The organism is Paenibacillus sp. JT31N7, assembly GCF_059692095.1.
In genome coordinates, this window is record NZ_JCAUAT010000001.1 from 94,576 (window position 1) to 111,115 (window position 16,540).

Below are 16,540 nucleotides of genomic sequence, written 5' to 3' on the forward strand. Positions count from 1 at the left end.
AAGGTGCGGGACCGTCGGGGATCTTGTATGTTACACGTTGATCATTAAAAACGCATGATCGCCTCCGTTCAGCCGAAAAATCCGATCAGCATGATCCCGGCGGCTATCACCAGGGAGCTTAGGATCCTGATGGTGCCCTGTTTTTCTTTCAGGACGAAAATACCAAGCAGGGTGGCGAACACGGTTCCGATTTCGCGGACAGGCGACACATGCGCGACCGGCGCATAGGCGAGCGCGAGCAAAAACAGCAGGTAGGAACCGGTGTTTAAGACGGCGCCTAGCACAATCCGCTTCCCGTTGAGTTTCCATTCGGCGGAGAGCTGCCTGGACGACAGGACTGCCGGAGTTAATCCGGCAGCGAAGCCGATATTGGTTACCTCGAGCAGGGTAAGGGCGGAAACGTGCTGCAAGTTGATTTTATCCACGAGCACATAGGAAGTCGTACATAAGCCGACTCCCAAGGCCATCAGCACGGGAGCCAGCGAGAATCCTTCTCCGTGTGAGACGGATCTGCGCGTCAGCAGACCACTGAGCATAACGAAGCCGATAATCATGCAGAGAAGACCGATCCAGCCGGGAACGGACAAAGATTCACCGAGAAAAGCGACGCCGAATGCCGGAATGAGCAGGGTGTTGGTACCCCTCATGATCGGATATACTTGGGACAAATCTCCCATCTGATAGGTACGGGATAGCAGGAGTCCGTAGACGGCCTGGAGCCCGGCAGAGACCAGAAGCAGGAGCCAGGCCCCGCTATCAAGGGATGCGGACCATAATTCCTGGATGAACGGGGGAAAAAGGGCAACGGCGGCGATCATGGCGATGCACCACAAAAAAACGCTCTTGTTGCGGCTGCTTTTGGCAAACAGGCTCCAGATTGAATGAGTGAGGCCCGAAAGTACGACGAGTAAAAAGGCAAGCAGGATCATGGAATCATCTCCGTAGCTGTCATTCGTCCGGCGAATTAGGTTGGGTATTCTTTTGCCGGGCGATGTTGTTGTGGGATGTGGTATTGTGATGTTTTATGTGGTTTAGAATGTAATTGTATGCTTATATCATTGAGGTGTCAATGTGAAAAACAAATGATGCAACAGCCTGGATTCTTCGAGCCGAATGTATCGTAACATGGATAATCACTTATAAATCCGACGCGATGCGGAAAGTTGACAGAAGAGAGAGCAACTTTTACACTGTAGAAAAACAACATCATTCAACATGTAATAGGGAAATGGTTGTTATCGGAGGCCGCTTATGTCCTTGACTTACGAAGACAGAAGGAACACGATCTTAAAGCAGCTGGAAATGGAAGGAAAAGTACAGGTTCACCTGCTTTCCGCTGAATTTAACGTCTCGACGGAAACGGTCCGCAGGGACTTGGACCGTCTGGAGAAAGAAGGCAAGCTGCGCAAAGTATACGGCGGTGCCGTAAAAGTCAGATCCGACCGGATAGAGCCGCCGTTTCTTAAGCGAGCTCAGATGATGCGGCGGGAGAAAGCTTCTATCGGCAAACTCGCGGCTTCGCTGATCCGGGAAGGAGAAACCGTCATTCTGGATAACGGGACAACGACGCTCGAAATTTTGCGTCATCTCCAGAACCGACCCGACGTGACGCTGATCACGCATTCCGTTCCGATTTTAACGGCTGCGATGGATACGTTTGCGGGCAAAATCATTTTTGCCGGAGGCGAAATCAATCGGCATTATCAGGCCGCAACCGGCGCATTGACGGATCATCTGCTTCATCAGTTTAAGGTGAACAAAGCGTTTATCTCGGTTGGAGGGATATCGCTGGTTGACGGCATTACCGATTATCATCTGGACGAAGCCGTTCTCTCGCGGACAATTATGGAGCGGGCGGAAGAGACCATTCTCGTTGCGGACCACACCAAATTCGGCGTGACGACCTTTGCCCGTGTGTCCAAGCTGGAGGAAGTTTCGATGGTGATCACCGACTCGGGGTGTCCGCGGGATTGGATCGACAGTGTGGAGGCGCTCGGCATCGAAATGCGGATAAGTTTATAAGAAGGGGCACGAACGTAACCCGGGCCGGAATAACTATGCCTATCGGAAAAGAAGACAGGAGCGCAAAAAGCTCCTGTCTTCTTGGTTTTTCAGGCCATCGGCGTCGCTTCCGCCGAATGGCGGGGCTTGTCAGTGTCCATCTTACCGACGATGCCACTTTCCTGGCCTTACGGCCGGGTTTGTCGGAGAGATTGAAGAATCAACTGGATCATGTTTTAAAGGGCTGATCCGGCCTACCGCTATAAAACACGTAAATCGATCAGATAATGAGCCGAAGACGGGCTTGCTCGAAGAAAAGCTTTTTTTCCGCTTTAAAACGATCCGATTTGCCCGATTTTACGCCTGCTTCTTCCGCCATCGCCGCCTTGGGGTAGCTATACTTAATTTTGCTCAACCGCTTCATAAGCTGCGTATCCGATGCCGCCGGAATCTGACGTTCCCGCGGTTTTTTGGTCCCGTTTTTTGTTTTTAATTGGATATCCCGGCTTTAAAAACAAAATAATAACCCGAAAAGCGGGACATACGCTGTGGAGCTAAGACGTTCAGGGCAGAAGAAAATGGAGAGGAAGTATCGCCATGGTCGGTAAATTTAAAAGACTGCTAATCGGACGTCCCATGAAAAGCGCAGAAATCGAAGGAGAGAAACTCAACAAGCTCAAGGCACTCGCCGTCCTGTCTTCCGATGCCCTGTCATCCGTCGCATACGGGACCGAGCAAATTCTGATCGTCCTGATGGCCGCGGGTTTTACGGCACTTTGGTATTCGGTCCCCATTTCACTGGGCGTACTCGGTCTGCTGCTTATTCTCATCTTGTCCTACCGGCAAACCATCTTTGCCTATCCTACCGGGGGCGGCGCCTATATCGTCGCGAAAAATAATCTCGGCGTTCATACCGGCCTGCTGGCCGGCGGCTCGCTGCTCGTGGACTACATCCTCACGGTAGCCGTGAGTTCTTCCGCGGGAACGGACGCCATCACGTCGGCGTTTCCGTCCCTGCACGATCACCGGGTGCTGATCGCGCTGACGATGATCCTTTTTCTGACGATCATGAACTTGAGAGGCATTACGGAATCCGCATCGGTGCTCGCTCTGCCGGTCTATTTATTCGTCATTTCGATCTTTGTGCTGATCATTTCCGGCGTGGTCAAATATTTCACCGGCGGCGTTCATGCCGCTGTTCCCGAAATGAGTACGACCGTATCGAATATCAGTCTGTTTCTGATCTTGAAAGCATTCAGCTCGGGCTGCTCGGCATTGACCGGGGTCGAAGCGGTTTCCAACGCCATCCCGAACTTCAAAAAACCGGCCGAACGCAACGCCGCGGCGACGCTGGTCATGATGGGCACGATTCTCGGTGCGATGTTCATCGGAATCAGCCTTCTCGCGTACTGGTACGGCATTGCGCCCAGCGAGAAAGAAACCGTCGTTTCGCAAATCGCGAACGCCACCTTCGGACGGGGATTTATTTATTACTTCATTCAGGGCGTTACGGCGCTGATCTTGTTTCTGGCCGCCAATACGGCGTATTCGGCTTTTCCGCTGCTTGCCTTTATGCTGGCCAAGGATAAATTCATGCCCCGGATGTTTATGGTCCGCGGCGACCGTCTCGGTTTTTCGAACGGGATCATCAATCTGGGCGTCTTATCGGCTCTGCTCGTTATCGTGTTCAGCGGGGATACCGAAAACCTGATCCCTCTGTACGCTTTGGGGGTATTTATCCCCTTTACGCTTTCCCAGCTCGGGATGATGGTCCGCTGGTTCAAGCTGAAGCCGTCCGGCTGGCTCGGCCGCTTTATCGTCAATACGATCGGCATGTTAACGACGTTAACGATTTCCCTGATCTTTGTATTCACGAAGTTCAGCCAGATCTGGATGGTGTTTTTCTTCCTCCCGCTGGTCATCTTTATTTTTATGCAGACCAAAAGGCATTACGAAAATACGGCCGACCAGCTCCGCATCGACCTTGCACGCGATAAACCGCTGATCAAAGGAAACACGATTGTCGTCCCGATCGCCGGTATCACTCAAGTGGTGAAACAATCGCTCGGCTATGCCAAATCCGTTACGGACAACGTGGTGGCCGTCTATGTCGGTTTTAACGACGAGGATATCGAGCGCATGGAGAAGAAATGGGAGGAGTGGGACCCCGGTGTGCGGCTGATCGTACTTCGCTCGAGCTACCGCAGTATTATCCGGCCGCTCATCAAGTTTGTCGACACGGTGGAGTGGAAAACGGCGGAAACCGACCATATTACGGTGCTGATCCCGCAGTTTATCACCAAGCACTGGTGGCAGCACATTTTGCACAATCAGACCAGTCTGCTGCTTAGAGCTTACCTGTTTAACCGCAAAGATGTGGTCATCTCGACGGTTCCTTATCATTTGAACAAATAAAAAATAACTCGAAAAATCCGCGGAGCGCGCGGATTTTTTTATTTCCAGGGAAAGTATGCACAGATTTCCCGATCAGATCCTGCGCTTGATGCTCCGGGAGGGGAACCGGCCCTTTCAAACTGCTGCTTCGCCGGAAAATGTAGAGGGGAAGTACCCTGTATTTTGCGGAAAAGCGCCGAACCTCTTCATGTGTTGGCGCGCCGCGTGTGCTTTTATCCCGGGCTTTTGCTATCATTATAAAAAAAAGGATAAGGGGAAATCGTAATGACAACTACTATCGCCAGCCGGTTAAGAGAAGAAACGGCGCCCTTTCACGATCAGATCGAGCAGAACGCGTATGCGAAAGCGATTATGGATAAATCTTTAACGCCCGAAACCTATAAGGCTTATCTGGAGAAATTTTACGGCTTTATCCTGCCGTCGGAAAAAGCGTTCAGCGCGCTGCCGGAATGGGGAAAACGCGGTTTCGATATCGAATCCCGCCGGAAAGCGCCCCTTCTCGAAAACGATTTGGAGCAGTTGGGCCTGACAAAGGGGCAAATCGAAGAGCTGCCCCTTTGCGCCAGCCTTCCGGATGTCTCCACGTTCCCCCGCGCGCTCGGCTATTTGTACGTGCTGGAAGGCTCCACGCTTGGCGGGCAATTGATTACAAAGCAATTGAAGGCAATTCTTTCGGTAGACCCGGAAGTGAACGGGCGTTATTTCAACAGCTATGGAGCGGAGCTCCGGACCAAGTGGACCGAATTCCGCGAGTTTCTTTTGGAGAATGTGAAGGAAGAAGAGCAGGAACAGGTCCTGGATGCTGCCAAAGAAACCTTTATCCTCCTGGATCAATGGCTGAAGGAAGCTCCCGGGAGTCATACGGCTGTAATTTAAAAGTAAGGGGCAGATGCCTTTATGACAGAAACAAGCAAGCCGAAAGATCCGGAACTTCCGGAAGTTCTTAACCGGACATTATTAACGGAGGGGGATTTTGCCTCCCCTAATGAAGAGATTGACCTGACCAACTGCGAAAAGGAGCCCATTCATATTCCCGGCCTGATTCAGCCGCACGGTGTCCTCCTTGCCGTTACCCATACGAAAGAACAGCCGTTAATCGTTCAATGCAGCCGGAATGTCGATCACTTCCTGGGTCGGACTCCGGAGGAGCTTCTGGGACTCTCATTGGAAGAGGTCGTGGGAAAAGCGCAGCTGGACGCTTTGCAGGAAGAACTCGGGAACCGGACGTTCGATCCTTCCAAGCTGCATTATATGACGATTTCCATTGAAGTCCGGGATGAACCCGTCTCTTTTTACGGCATTATGCACGAAAGTGAAGATCTTCTTATTCTTGAACTTGAACCCGCGTCCGACAAGGAAGAGAGGACCTTTCAAGACTACGAATGGATCCAGACGTTCTTCTGCAAAATGAAGCGGGCGGGCAACCGGGTGGAAGCCAGCCAGATGGCCGCGGAACAGATCAAGGAGATGCTGGGCTACGACCGGGTCATGGTGTACGAGTTCGACGAGGAATGGAACGGCAAGGTGATCGCCGAGGCGAAAGAAAACGGGCTGGAGCCGTTTCTGGGCCATCATTATCCCGCGTCGGACATCCCTAAGCAGGCCCGTGAGTTGTATCTGAGAAACTGGCTGAGGATGATCGTCGATGTGCATTACAAGCCGGTAGAGATTGTCCCTACGCTTCATCCCATGACAGGCAGACCGCTCAATTTAAGCTTGTCCGTGCTGCGCAGCGTCTCCCCGCTGCATATCGAATACTTGCAGAACATGGGGGTAGGGGCGACGACAACGATCTCGCTTATTCATGACAACAAGCTGTGGGGTCTGGTCACCTGCCACCACTATTCACCGAAATATATCACCCATCGGATCCGCAACCTGTGCAACTTCCTGGGCTTCTTTTTCTCCAGTGAACTGTATCAGAGGCAGCAGCTCGACGACTATCAGACCGAAATTGAACTGAAGACGATGGCTAACCGGATTTCCAATATTTTCATTGGGAATACGAGTGCCAATCGTGTCATGGAGCAGCTTAAACTGGAGGAAAAATCTCTTCTGCAGGTGATGAACGCCTCCGGCGTCGCTGTCAGCTACAAGGATAAGCTGGCCTTATTCGGCGGCACCCCGGAAAAAGAGCAAATACGGGAACTGGCGTTCTGGATGTCCAGACAAGCCGATGATTATGAATATCACACGTCCCGGCTCAGCAAGGAGCATCCGCCTGCGGCCGCTTACAAAAAGACCGCTTCCGGGGCGCTTTATCTCGCCCTGTCGTCGGACGGCAAAGATTATATCATCTGGTTCCGTCCCGAGGTCGTCCAAATCGTCAATTGGGCAGGCGATCCTGCCAAGGCCGTGCTTAGGGAGAACGACGGCGTCCGGCTGTCGCCGCGCAAATCGTTCGAGAAATGGAGACAGGTTGTGGAGTCGTCGTCTCTGCCATGGAAAATCCAGGAGCTGCGGGCGCTGCCCGACCTGAAATCCATCGTGCTCATGCAGACGGAAAATCAGATGAGGCAGGCGGAGGAACAGGCTCGGCAAAATTCCCGCATTCTCAAGGAAAACGAGAAAAGGTATTTGCAGCTTATGGAGCTTTCACCCGTTGCCTTCTTTACGATCACGGATAAGCGTATCGTTTACTGCAACGAACAGAGCGCGGAGCTTCTTCAAGCCGCGAACCCGGAAGACCTGATCGGCAAATCGGTGGCGGAATTCGTCCATCCCGATTTTTTTCCGGTTCTGCAGCAGAAAATGGCGGATCTGGACACCTCGGCGCTTTCGTTGTTTTCGATGAGCGGCAGATACGTAACCGTCACGGGAGGGGAGCTGCAGCTTGAGATTACGATGGCGAGCGTCATTTACGGCGGCAAGCCTTCCTTGTTTGCCATCGTGCGGCGCATAGAGGAAGAGGAGAAAGAGGTGTTCTCGGAAGTCAGCAACCAATTGCAGACGTTTATTAACACGGACTCCCTGACCGAAATGCCCAACCGCCGCTTCTTCGACGAGAATCTGGAGGAGGAGTGGCAGCGTGCCGCGGCGGCGGGAACGCCTGTTTCTCTGATTCTGATGGACATCGACCATTTTAAAGCCTACAACGCCTTGTACGGCTATCAGGGAGGAGACACCTGTCTGCAGTGGATGTCGGACATCCTCGTTGCGATCGGCAAGCCGAACGAAGCGGTGATCGCCCGGTACGGCGGCGGGACGTTCGTCCTCCGGCTGGAAGCTGTACTCGAGAAGGCCGTCGATTTGGCGGAACAGATCCGGCTCGGCGTCCTCTCCATGAAAATCCCGCAGACTCACAGCGACAGCGGTGATTACCTCACCGTCAGCCTGGGCGTGGCATCGGCTTATCCGGAGCCGGGGAGCGGTCCGGACGATCTCGTCTACGCGGCGGAACGTGCGCTGCAGAAAGCGAAAAACGAAGGGAGAAACCGCGTATCGGTTATCCGGCCTGTATAAGTGCAAGTTCGCAAAGAAAGACCCTGCAAAGCCTATTTGGGACTGCAGGGTCTTTTGTCTGTAAAGGACACGTCCGCCCGTCATTTGAATTTTTTGGTGTCCAGGTGCCGATCCAGAGCACCCCATCCGAGAAGGTTGCATAGGATGCCTGATGAGAAAGGGTATATGTCTTCATAGCGCCGACGGAACTCCTCATCCGTTTACTTCTCATTGTATCCTCTCCCTTCTCTGTTTATTTACGTTAACTTCCGAATTATCAAATAAATAACCTCTTAATTAATCAAACTACTAATATTTATAAATCCATCTAATGGAATTAGTGGCGGGTTTGGTTTTTCTCTCTGAAGAAACGGTTAAAGACATTTAGGAAACGGCGCCCCGACGTAATAATTACATACAATCCTTCAGAGAATAGGTTAAAGTCCGGTCTCTAAGACAGGCTGATGGTTTACAAGCGAGAGAGAAGGGACTATAATCGAGTTAATATTTTGCGTGCGAGAAACATTTATGCACGCAGGTAACTTTTAAGGCAAGAGGTGAGTACTATGGCTGAACAAGACATCACGAAATCTAAACGAACACCTCTTACCGCAGAATCCGTTTTGAGTGGAGACGTGAAGGGACTTAAAAGATTGCTTCCTTTTCTGGGGCCGGCTTTTATCGCTGCGGTCGCTTACCTGGACCCCGGAAACTTTGCAACCAATATTACAGCGGGTTCCAAATATGGATATATGCTCCTCTGGGTAATTGCCGTCTCGAATCTGATGGCGGTTCTTATTCAGGCTTTATCCGCGAAACTCGGCATTGCGACTGGGATGAACCTGCCGGAAGTCGCGCGTGAACGGTTTCCGAAACCGGTCTCCATCTTCTTGTGGATTCAAAGCGAGCTGGTCATCATCGCGACGGACCTGGCCGAATTCATTGGCGCCGCCTTGGGCTTGTATCTGCTGTTCGGCATTCCGATGCTGCCGGCCGCGCTGATCACGGCGGTAGGCTCCTTCGCTATCCTTGAGCTTCAGCGGCGGGGATATCGGTCCCTGGAGGCCGGAATAGCCGGCATGATTTTGATTGTCGTCTGCTCCTTTGCGCTGCAGGTGATCAACGCGCAGCCGGATGCAGGGGCGGTCGCCGCCGGTATTTTCACCCCGAAATTCCAGGGTGTCGACAGCATTTTGCTTGCGGCGGGCATGCTGGGAGCTACGGTTATGCCGCATGCCATTTATTTGCACTCGTCTTTGACTCAGAAACGGATTGTCGGTAAGAACGAGCACGAGAAGAAGCGGATTTTCAAACTTGAATTTATCGACATCGTCCTGGCGATGGTGATCGCGGGCGCGGTGAACATGGCGATGGTCATTATCTCCGCCGCCTTGTTTTTCAAAAACGGACTCGGTGTAGAAGAGCTCGACGACGCGTTCCACAAGTTTTACGAGCTGGCCGGTCCGGTATCCGCCGTATCGTTCGGTCTGGCTCTCTTGATCGCGGGTCTTTCCAGCGCATCGGTCGGAACGTTAGCCGGGGACGTAGTCATGCAGGGCTTTATCAACAAGCGGATTAATTTGTATCTGCGCCGCGCCATTACGACCATTCCTCCGCTGGTGATTATCATTATGGGAATCGACGCGACCAAAGCGCTTATTATGAGCCAGGTTGTGTTATCGTTCGGCATCGCCTTCGCACTGGTGCCCCTGCTGCTCTTCACGAGCAACCGCTCGATTATGGGCGGCCTCGTCAATCAGCGATGGACGACGGTTCTCGGTTGGATCATCGCCGCAATCGTTATTATACTAAATTTATTTCTACTGGTTACCACGTTCATTTAAACGGCATCGGTCGTGCAAGCCGCAATTATGGAGCCTCTCTAAACCTGAGAGGCTTTTTTTCTATGGGGACCCGGCAGGCCAAAAAGAAAAGATACCCGCCGCAGCCGCGCCATGCGGACAACAGGGGGTATCTTATTTTCGTTCATTTCGTTAGGCGATTCCCCCAAAAATAGGAATCGTTTTAGCTGCCCGGGTACGGCCGGCTTTCCGAAAGCGGAATGTAGGAACCGCGGTAGCGTTCCAGAACGGGTTCCGGGCACTCCAGAGTAAGCCGCGTGCCGTCTTCCTCGTAGCTGATAGACCGGACGTGGGCGAACTCATTGAAATAAGCGGCCACGTGGCTCTGGTCGTAAGGGACGAGCAGTTCGCACCGGACATCTTGCCGGAAGATACGTTCCCGGATCTGCTCCGTCAATTCGGAGATTCCGGCTCTTAGTTTGGCGGAGAGAACAATTTTGCCGTTATCTGTGGAAGGAAACTCAAGAGAGGACAGGTCCGCTTTGTTGTACACGAACAGCTTGGGGAGATGATCGACTCCAAGATCCTTGAGCGTTTCCTCCGTTACCGCAATCTGCTGCTCATACACCGGGCTCGAACTGTCTACGACGTGAAGCAGCAAATCCGCTTCCGCAACTTCTTCCAGCGTTGAGCGGAACGCTTTAACGAGATGATGGGGAAGCTGACTCACGAAGCCGACGGTGTCGGTCAGCAGAAACGACTTACGGTCCTGCAGGCGGATGCTGCGCACCGATGTCTCCAGGGTGGCGAACAGCCGGTCTTCCGCCATAACCTGTTTGCCGTCCCCTGGATTGTGCGTCTCCATCATGGCGTTCAACAGACTGGATTTGCCCGCATTCGTATACCCGACAAGACAGACGACGGGAACTTCGTTCCTGCGGCGTTTCTTCCGCTGGGTTTGACGGTGGCTGACGAGCTGCTCCAGCTCCTTCTGAAGCATGACGATCCGTTCCTCGATTCTGCGCCGGTCCAGCTCCAGCTTCGTTTCCCCGGCGCCTCTGTTTTTAAGCCCCGATCCGCCGCCCTGCCGTCCGAGCGACTCGCGCAAACCGACGAGCCGGGGCAGCATATAGTGCAGCCGGGCAACCTCGACTTGAAGCTGGGCCTCTCTCGTCCGGGCTCTCTCGGCGAAAATCGCGAGAATAAGGGCCGTCCGGTCCATAACGGTCCGGTCCAAGGCCGCTTCCAGATTGCGAAGCTGGGAAGGGGTCAGCTCGTCGTTGCAGATGACGAGATCGGCCTCCTGAGCTTGGATGAGCTCCAGCAGCTCAGTGATTTTCCCTTTTCCGATATAATGGGAAGGGTTGCTGCGGCTCAGCTTCTGTGTCACCATGCCGGCTTCTTGAATCCCGGCCGCGGCGGCCAGGTTTGCAAGCTCCTCCATATAATAGCCGAAATCCGTACGGTTACCCGGATGAATCCCGATAAGTATCGCTTTTTGTTGTTGTCGTTCCAAATTAATCATCCTCTCGATAGAAAAATAAAAACAGCACAAGAATATTTCCCGTGCTGAAGATACAAGAGGACCAGGCACAGAAATCGCGCGGATTTCCTGCCCTGCGGATATATAGGGTCTATGGATGAACCTCTTCGTTTAACCGTCCGAGGGTTACCTGTAAAATGACAGACCTATCCCGTAGTCCTCTGCACACAACACACAGAGTCTTTGACACCATCCTTAGATGTGCAAAGATCTGACCCGGATAAAATCCACCACACGTAACGCCTCCTCTGCTAAGATACATTTACCTTACCACAACCGCCTCCGTCTTTCCGAGGGACAGTTTCCTTTATAGCCATTCTTTACAGGCCTTATAAAAGCGGCCGTCAGCAAATCGCCGTGAACGATGCGCCGTCCCGTGTTAAAATACATAGAGTCGAAAAACCAAAAAAGTCCATTCAAAAACATACAAAAGGAAGCGGTATCTATGATATTCACCCAAGAGGAACTACAGTGGATCAGAGAACAATCGCCGGGCATGGAGTCGGAAGGAGCTTTGACCCAAGAACTGCTTAACCTGATTTATCAAAACAGATGGTTTAAACTGTTCGTTCCGGACGACTTGAACGGCCGCATGACTTCCCTCCCGGACGCTCTCCGGATTTTCCGGGAATGCTCTAGGGCAGACGGAAGTTTCGGCTGGCTGGTGACCATTGGAGCCGGCGGCGGTTTTTTCGCTTCGTTAATGAAGCCGGAAGTCGGAAAAGCCTTGTTTACCGGTGAGAAAGCCGTCGTTGCGGGCAGCGGCGCGCCAACCGGTACAGCCAAGCGGGTCGAGGGCGGCTACCTGGTGAACGGCCGCTGGAAATACTGCAGCGGGGCTGCTCATGCCACGATGTTTACCGCAAACTGTGTGGTTGAAGCGCAGGATGGTCTGGAGCAGGTAGAGAGCGCGGAAATCCGTTCGTTTATTTTCACGCCGGATCAAGTCCGTGTTCACCGGGACTGGAATACATTCGGCCTCAAGGCGACCGGAAGCCACAGCGTTTCCGTTACGGACCTGTTCGTCCCGGACAGCATGACGTTTCTCTTCACGGAAGTGCACGCCTATGGAGACGAGCTCATCTACCGGTACCCGTTTATCCCGTTTGCCCAGGCTTCTTTCGCGGCGGTTGCCCTAGGAATCGCGGCGCATTTCGTGGAAGAAGCCCGCGAATATATCTGCGTGAAGGAGCGGAGACTGCACGTTCACAAGAAACTGGAGGAACAGGAAGCACTTCTGGATAGGACCGAATCCGCACTCTACACGGCGATAACGTGCTCATGGGAAGAGCTTGCCCTGCAAGGGCGCATGTCAGAGGCTGACGAGAAACAGGTATCCGAACAATGCCTGAGTGCCGTACGCAGCGTGCTGACAGGTACGTTTGAGCTTTTTTCGCTGCTGGGCTTGTCGGCGGCAATGGAAGACAGTCCGGTAAACCGGACGTGGAGAGATCTGCAAACCGTATGCCAGCACAGCCTCCTTTTGCCGGAACAATAAGGCATTGGACTTCCTTTCCTTTTCAAGCTAACGCGATGTAATAGAGAGTCAGACTGTCCGCAGTCTGATTTTTTTGTTAAGACTGGTTAGGGCAAAAGCCTTCCCGCAGTCCACCGTGTTTCATAAAGGAACGCGAAAAAAGACATGCTATAACCGAGGTGATCCCCGATGAATCAAGGACCGACGAATACCGATTTTGAAGCGATTTACGAGAATTACAAGCAGCAGGGAGAGCTGCAGGCTCTTCAGGAGCAGACGGAAGCCGCGGCTTCGGACGGTTTGGAATCGATCGTGGCTGTCCGCAAAAACGAGGACGGAGACATCATTGCCGTTAAAACGTCCTCCGGACGCGAGCTCGACTATGTTTCCGCACTGAATGAAGCCAAATCCGGCGCTCTGGCCCATGTGGACGTGTTTCACCGGTACGGACGCGATATTCTCCGCAGCGAGCCCGACGGAGTTAAATCGAACAATCTGGATCAGCTGCCTCCTTTTTAGGAGCGCGCAAAAGAGCCCGAAGGGATTGGGCTCTTTTTTATGTGCGAAATAGTTAATGAGGACTGTAAATCGAATACGCGAAATGATAGAGCGAATTATCGTTGGCGTTCAGCTGTGTTCCGCCGTAGTATACGAGAAGGGGAATAATATCGTAATAATGGGTTGAAGCGTAGCCGGGGAACAAATTCTGTCCGATAGCAGGCTGTATTCCGTTGATCGTTACGTTGAAAGTTCCGTTGCTGCTCGTCGTACCCGTTCCGCTATAAATTTTGTTGTTGAGTTTGGTTTGTATAAAGACAGTAATCGGGGCATTGAAAGCTGGTGCTCCCGAAGCGTCCTTGGCGAGACCGGTCACCGTCATGTAATTCTGGATTCTCCATTTATTTCCTTCCCCGTAATTGATCCTTTGTCCGGCATCGATATTCGGCTCCGATTTAATGCTTACGATATCTACCGATGCGGGAGTTTTAAACTCGCTGAAAGTAAGTGAATACGGAACGGAAGCATTAAACGAATTCAAGGATACAACCCGCAGATAATAGGTGCCGGGAGACAGGGAGCCGTCCACATCCTTGTTCTGGTCCACTGTACCGACAGATCCTAAATTCTGATCGAAAATTTGCAGCTGATAGGTAGTGCCCGGTGCGCTGTTGGCCAGTTTGATATGGAAAGATTTAGCGGCGGTAACCGTATATTTGATCCAATCGGCGTCCAGGCTGTTGTCAATCGTCCCGCCGCTGACCGTAAACGAATCTGTTTTCTGCTGGGCATGCCAGATGTTATCGTCCGGCTCAGCCGTATCGTAGGATGCCGATTCTACAACCGTAAAGTAATAAGACGTATTGGCATCGAATCCCGTGTAAGCCGAAACGGCCAAGAAGTAAATGCCCGCAGGTGCTATCCGGCTGATTTGCTCATTGGATTGAGGACCGTAGGAGGAAGTCTCCTGCTCCACCAAACTGCTTGTTGCAGGGTCGTATCGGAATAAGTGAAGGTCGTAGTCAATCGAAGGGGACTGAATGGTTTGAAGATAGGCGGTCAGTTTGCCGGGAGCGTTCGTTTGAAAGGCGTACCACCGCTGTCCGCCCGCTTCCGTAATTTTATCCGCATAAACGGCTCCCGTTACGACTTGCGCCGCATTGTTCGGATTGTTGTTAAGCGCGGCATTTACGTTTACGGATAATCCCTGACCGCGAGCCGCCTTTTCCAACGATAAGGGAGCTTCAAGAGGCTTGCGGGATTCCGGAAGAGCATCGCGCTGGGACTTGAATTCGGTCGGAGAGGTTAATTCACCTCCCTGCACGACAGGCTGTACGGTCACAGCCGCTTCTGCTTGTCCGGCTAGTCCGCTTAATAGAGCCGAGCCTGCGATAGCGAGAGACAAAAACCATTTTTTCAACATATGTTTCTTCCTCACCTTCTCCATAAATTACCGCACGGGCGGTTGTATATGTAAGCGTAGGACGCTTCATATCGGAAGAATCTGTCGGTCGTGTGTTGAGCTTCTGGGTAAGAACACATCCGGAGAAAGGAGAAACGGAAGAAACAAGATTTTGTCCCAACTTTTATCAGAATTCTAGCATGCAAGTTTCGAAACTGTCAATAAATACCATTGGCCTGCTTTAGCTTTATTTTTAAGGAAGCCACAGATACGAAATCTTTGAAAGAAAACGGCTTTTTTTCAATCCTGCATTGAGTTGTCCACCCCGTAACGCTTATAATAAAGCGAGTAAAAAGTTTATAAGAAAAGGTGTCTATTCATGAGCATATTAAACGTAGAACGACTGAGCCACGGCTTTGGAGACCGCGCGATCTTTAACGACGTGTCTTTCCGCCTCCTCAAAGGAGAGCATATCGGATTAATCGGTGCCAACGGAGAAGGTAAGTCCACCTTCATGAACATTATTACAGGCAAGATCCAGCCGGATGACGGCAAAGTAGAATGGTCGAAAAGGATGCGGGTCGGCTATTTGGATCAGCATGCGGTTCTCAGCAAAGGGATGACCATCCGCGATGTCCTCAAAGGAGCTTTTCAATATCTGTTCGACATGGAACAGGAAATGAACGGCATGTACGAAAAAATGGGGGATGTAACCCCGGAAGAGCTGGAGCAGCTGCTCGAAGACGTCGGCACGATCCAGGATACGCTGACCAATCAGGATTTTTATATGATCGATGCCAAAATCGAGGAAACCGCCCGCGGTCTCGGCCTTACGGATATCGGGCTGGACAAGGACGTCAACGACCTCAGCGGCGGTCAGCGGACCAAGGTCTTGCTCGCGAAGCTGCTGTTGGAGAAGCCCGATATTCTTCTCCTCGACGAGCCGACTAACTATCTGGACGAGCAGCACATCGAATGGCTGAAGCGCTACCTGCAGGAGTACGAGAACGCCTTTATTCTGATTTCGCACGACATTCCGTTTCTGAACAGCGTCATTAACCTGATCTATCATATGGAAAACCAGGAGTTAAACCGCTACGTAGGCGACTATGATTACTTCAAACAAGTGCATGAAATGAAAAAACAGCAGCTGGAATCGGCTTATAAGCGCCAGCAGCAGGAAATCGCGGACCTGAAAGACTTTGTGGCCCGTAACAAAGCGAGCGTCGCGACTCGGAATATGGCCATGTCCCGGCAAAAGAAACTCGACAAAATGGACGTTATCGAGCTCGCCAAAGAGAAGCCGAAACCGCAGTTTAACTTCAAAGAAGGCAGAACGTCAGGTAAACTGATTTTCGAAACGAAAGACCTGGTTATCGGATATGAAGAGCCGTTGTCCAGACCGCTCAATCTCCGTATGGAACGCGGGCAGAAAATCGCTCTTGTCGGTGCCAACGGTATCGGTAAAACGACGCTTTTACGCAGCATTCTAGGCGAGATTCCCGCATTGTCCGGCTCCGTTCAGCTTGGGGAAAACCTGAGCATCGGTTACTTCGAGCAGGAAATGAAAGAGGCTAACTACAATACGTGTATCGATGAGATCTGGAAGGAATTCCCCTCGTATAGCCAGTTTGAAGTGCGGGCCGCCCTGGCGAAATGCGGTTTGACGACCAAGCATATCGAGAGCAAAATCACGGTGCTCAGCGGCGGAGAGAAAGCCAAAGTTCGCCTCTGCAAGCTGATCAACAACGAAACCAACGTGCTTGTATTCGACGAGCCTACCAACCACTTGGACGTGGATGCGAAGGAAGAATTAGCCCGTGCGCTTAAAGCTTACAAAGGCACCATCCTGCTGATTTCCCACGAACCTGAATTTTATCGTGAAGTCGTTACGGAGACATGGAACTGCGAATCCTGGACGACGAAAGTGTTCTAACCGTCCCCGGTCCCGGACAACTTAT

The 16,540-nt window shown here is 52.0% G+C and carries 12 protein-coding genes; 8 read left to right on the forward strand and 4 right to left on the reverse strand.

What is annotated here, in order from left to right:
* Window positions 1-68 precede the first annotated feature (68 nt).
* Complete coding sequence (locus AC58P5_RS00420) at window positions 69-929, reverse strand: EamA family transporter (RefSeq protein ID WP_497383890.1); 861 nt, start codon at window positions 927-929, stop codon at window positions 69-71.
* A gap of 322 nt (window positions 930-1,251) precedes the next feature.
* On the opposite strand from AC58P5_RS00420, the gene AC58P5_RS00425 reads away from it, so the two are divergent.
* Window positions 1,252-2,022 carry a DeoR/GlpR family DNA-binding transcription regulator gene (locus tag AC58P5_RS00425; protein ID WP_497383891.1) on the forward strand — a complete coding sequence of 257 codons (771 nt, stop codon included), beginning with the start codon at window positions 1,252-1,254 and terminating at the stop codon, window positions 2,020-2,022.
* 259 nt (window positions 2,023-2,281) lie between these two features.
* Here the strand turns inward: AC58P5_RS00425 and AC58P5_RS00430 are convergent, their stop codons facing one another.
* Entirely contained in the window at window positions 2,282-2,425 is a 144-nt protein-coding gene (locus tag AC58P5_RS00430; RefSeq protein WP_497383893.1) for a hypothetical protein, read from the reverse strand.
* A gap of 173 nt (window positions 2,426-2,598) precedes the next feature.
* Here AC58P5_RS00430 and AC58P5_RS00435 point away from each other — a divergent pair, with 173 nt between their 5' ends.
* The 4 genes from AC58P5_RS00435 to AC58P5_RS00450 all read left to right on the forward strand — a co-directional run bounded on the left by AC58P5_RS00435 (window position 2,599) and on the right by AC58P5_RS00450 (window position 9,701).
* Window positions 2,599-4,416, forward strand: coding sequence for an APC family permease (locus tag AC58P5_RS00435; protein ID WP_497383894.1), 1,818 nt, complete (start codon window positions 2,599-2,601; stop codon window positions 4,414-4,416).
* A gap of 264 nt (window positions 4,417-4,680) precedes the next feature.
* The gene (locus AC58P5_RS00440; protein ID WP_497383895.1) at window positions 4,681-5,292 is read left to right on the forward strand and encodes a biliverdin-producing heme oxygenase; all 612 of its coding nucleotides are present in this window, start codon (window positions 4,681-4,683) and stop codon (window positions 5,290-5,292) included.
* Between the two features lie 21 nt (window positions 5,293-5,313).
* Window positions 5,314-7,878, forward strand: a complete 2,565-nt coding sequence (locus tag AC58P5_RS00445; RefSeq protein ID WP_497383896.1) for a diguanylate cyclase domain-containing protein — start codon at window positions 5,314-5,316, stop codon at window positions 7,876-7,878.
* 545 nt (window positions 7,879-8,423) lie between these two features.
* A complete protein-coding gene (locus AC58P5_RS00450; protein WP_497383897.1) occupies window positions 8,424-9,701 on the forward strand; it encodes an Nramp family divalent metal transporter in 1,278 nt (425 codons plus the stop codon).
* 181 nt (window positions 9,702-9,882) lie between these two features.
* On the opposite strand, the gene hflX is transcribed toward AC58P5_RS00450, so the two are convergent.
* On the reverse strand, window positions 9,883-11,175 hold the full coding sequence (gene hflX, locus AC58P5_RS00455) for a GTPase HflX (protein WP_497383898.1): 1,293 nt from the start codon (window positions 11,173-11,175) through the stop codon (window positions 9,883-9,885).
* Between the two features lie 472 nt (window positions 11,176-11,647).
* Here hflX and AC58P5_RS00460 point away from each other — a divergent pair, with 472 nt between their 5' ends.
* A complete protein-coding gene (locus AC58P5_RS00460) occupies window positions 11,648-12,700 on the forward strand; it encodes an acyl-CoA dehydrogenase family protein (protein WP_497383899.1) in 1,053 nt (350 codons plus the stop codon).
* A 168-nt stretch (window positions 12,701-12,868) separates the two neighbouring features.
* Window positions 12,869-13,198: a DUF3892 domain-containing protein gene (locus tag AC58P5_RS00465; RefSeq protein ID WP_497383901.1), complete on the forward strand. Its 330-nt coding sequence runs from the start codon at window positions 12,869-12,871 to the stop codon at window positions 13,196-13,198.
* Between the two features lie 52 nt (window positions 13,199-13,250).
* Here the strand turns inward: AC58P5_RS00465 and AC58P5_RS00470 are convergent, their stop codons facing one another.
* Entirely contained in the window at window positions 13,251-14,600 is a 1,350-nt protein-coding gene (locus tag AC58P5_RS00470) for an Ig-like domain-containing protein (RefSeq protein ID WP_497383902.1), read from the reverse strand.
* A 358-nt stretch (window positions 14,601-14,958) separates the two neighbouring features.
* Between AC58P5_RS00470 and AC58P5_RS00475 the strand changes: the two genes are divergently transcribed.
* Complete coding sequence (locus tag AC58P5_RS00475; RefSeq protein ID WP_497383903.1) at window positions 14,959-16,515, forward strand: ABC-F family ATP-binding cassette domain-containing protein; 1,557 nt, start codon at window positions 14,959-14,961, stop codon at window positions 16,513-16,515.
* Window positions 16,516-16,540 lie beyond the last annotated feature (25 nt).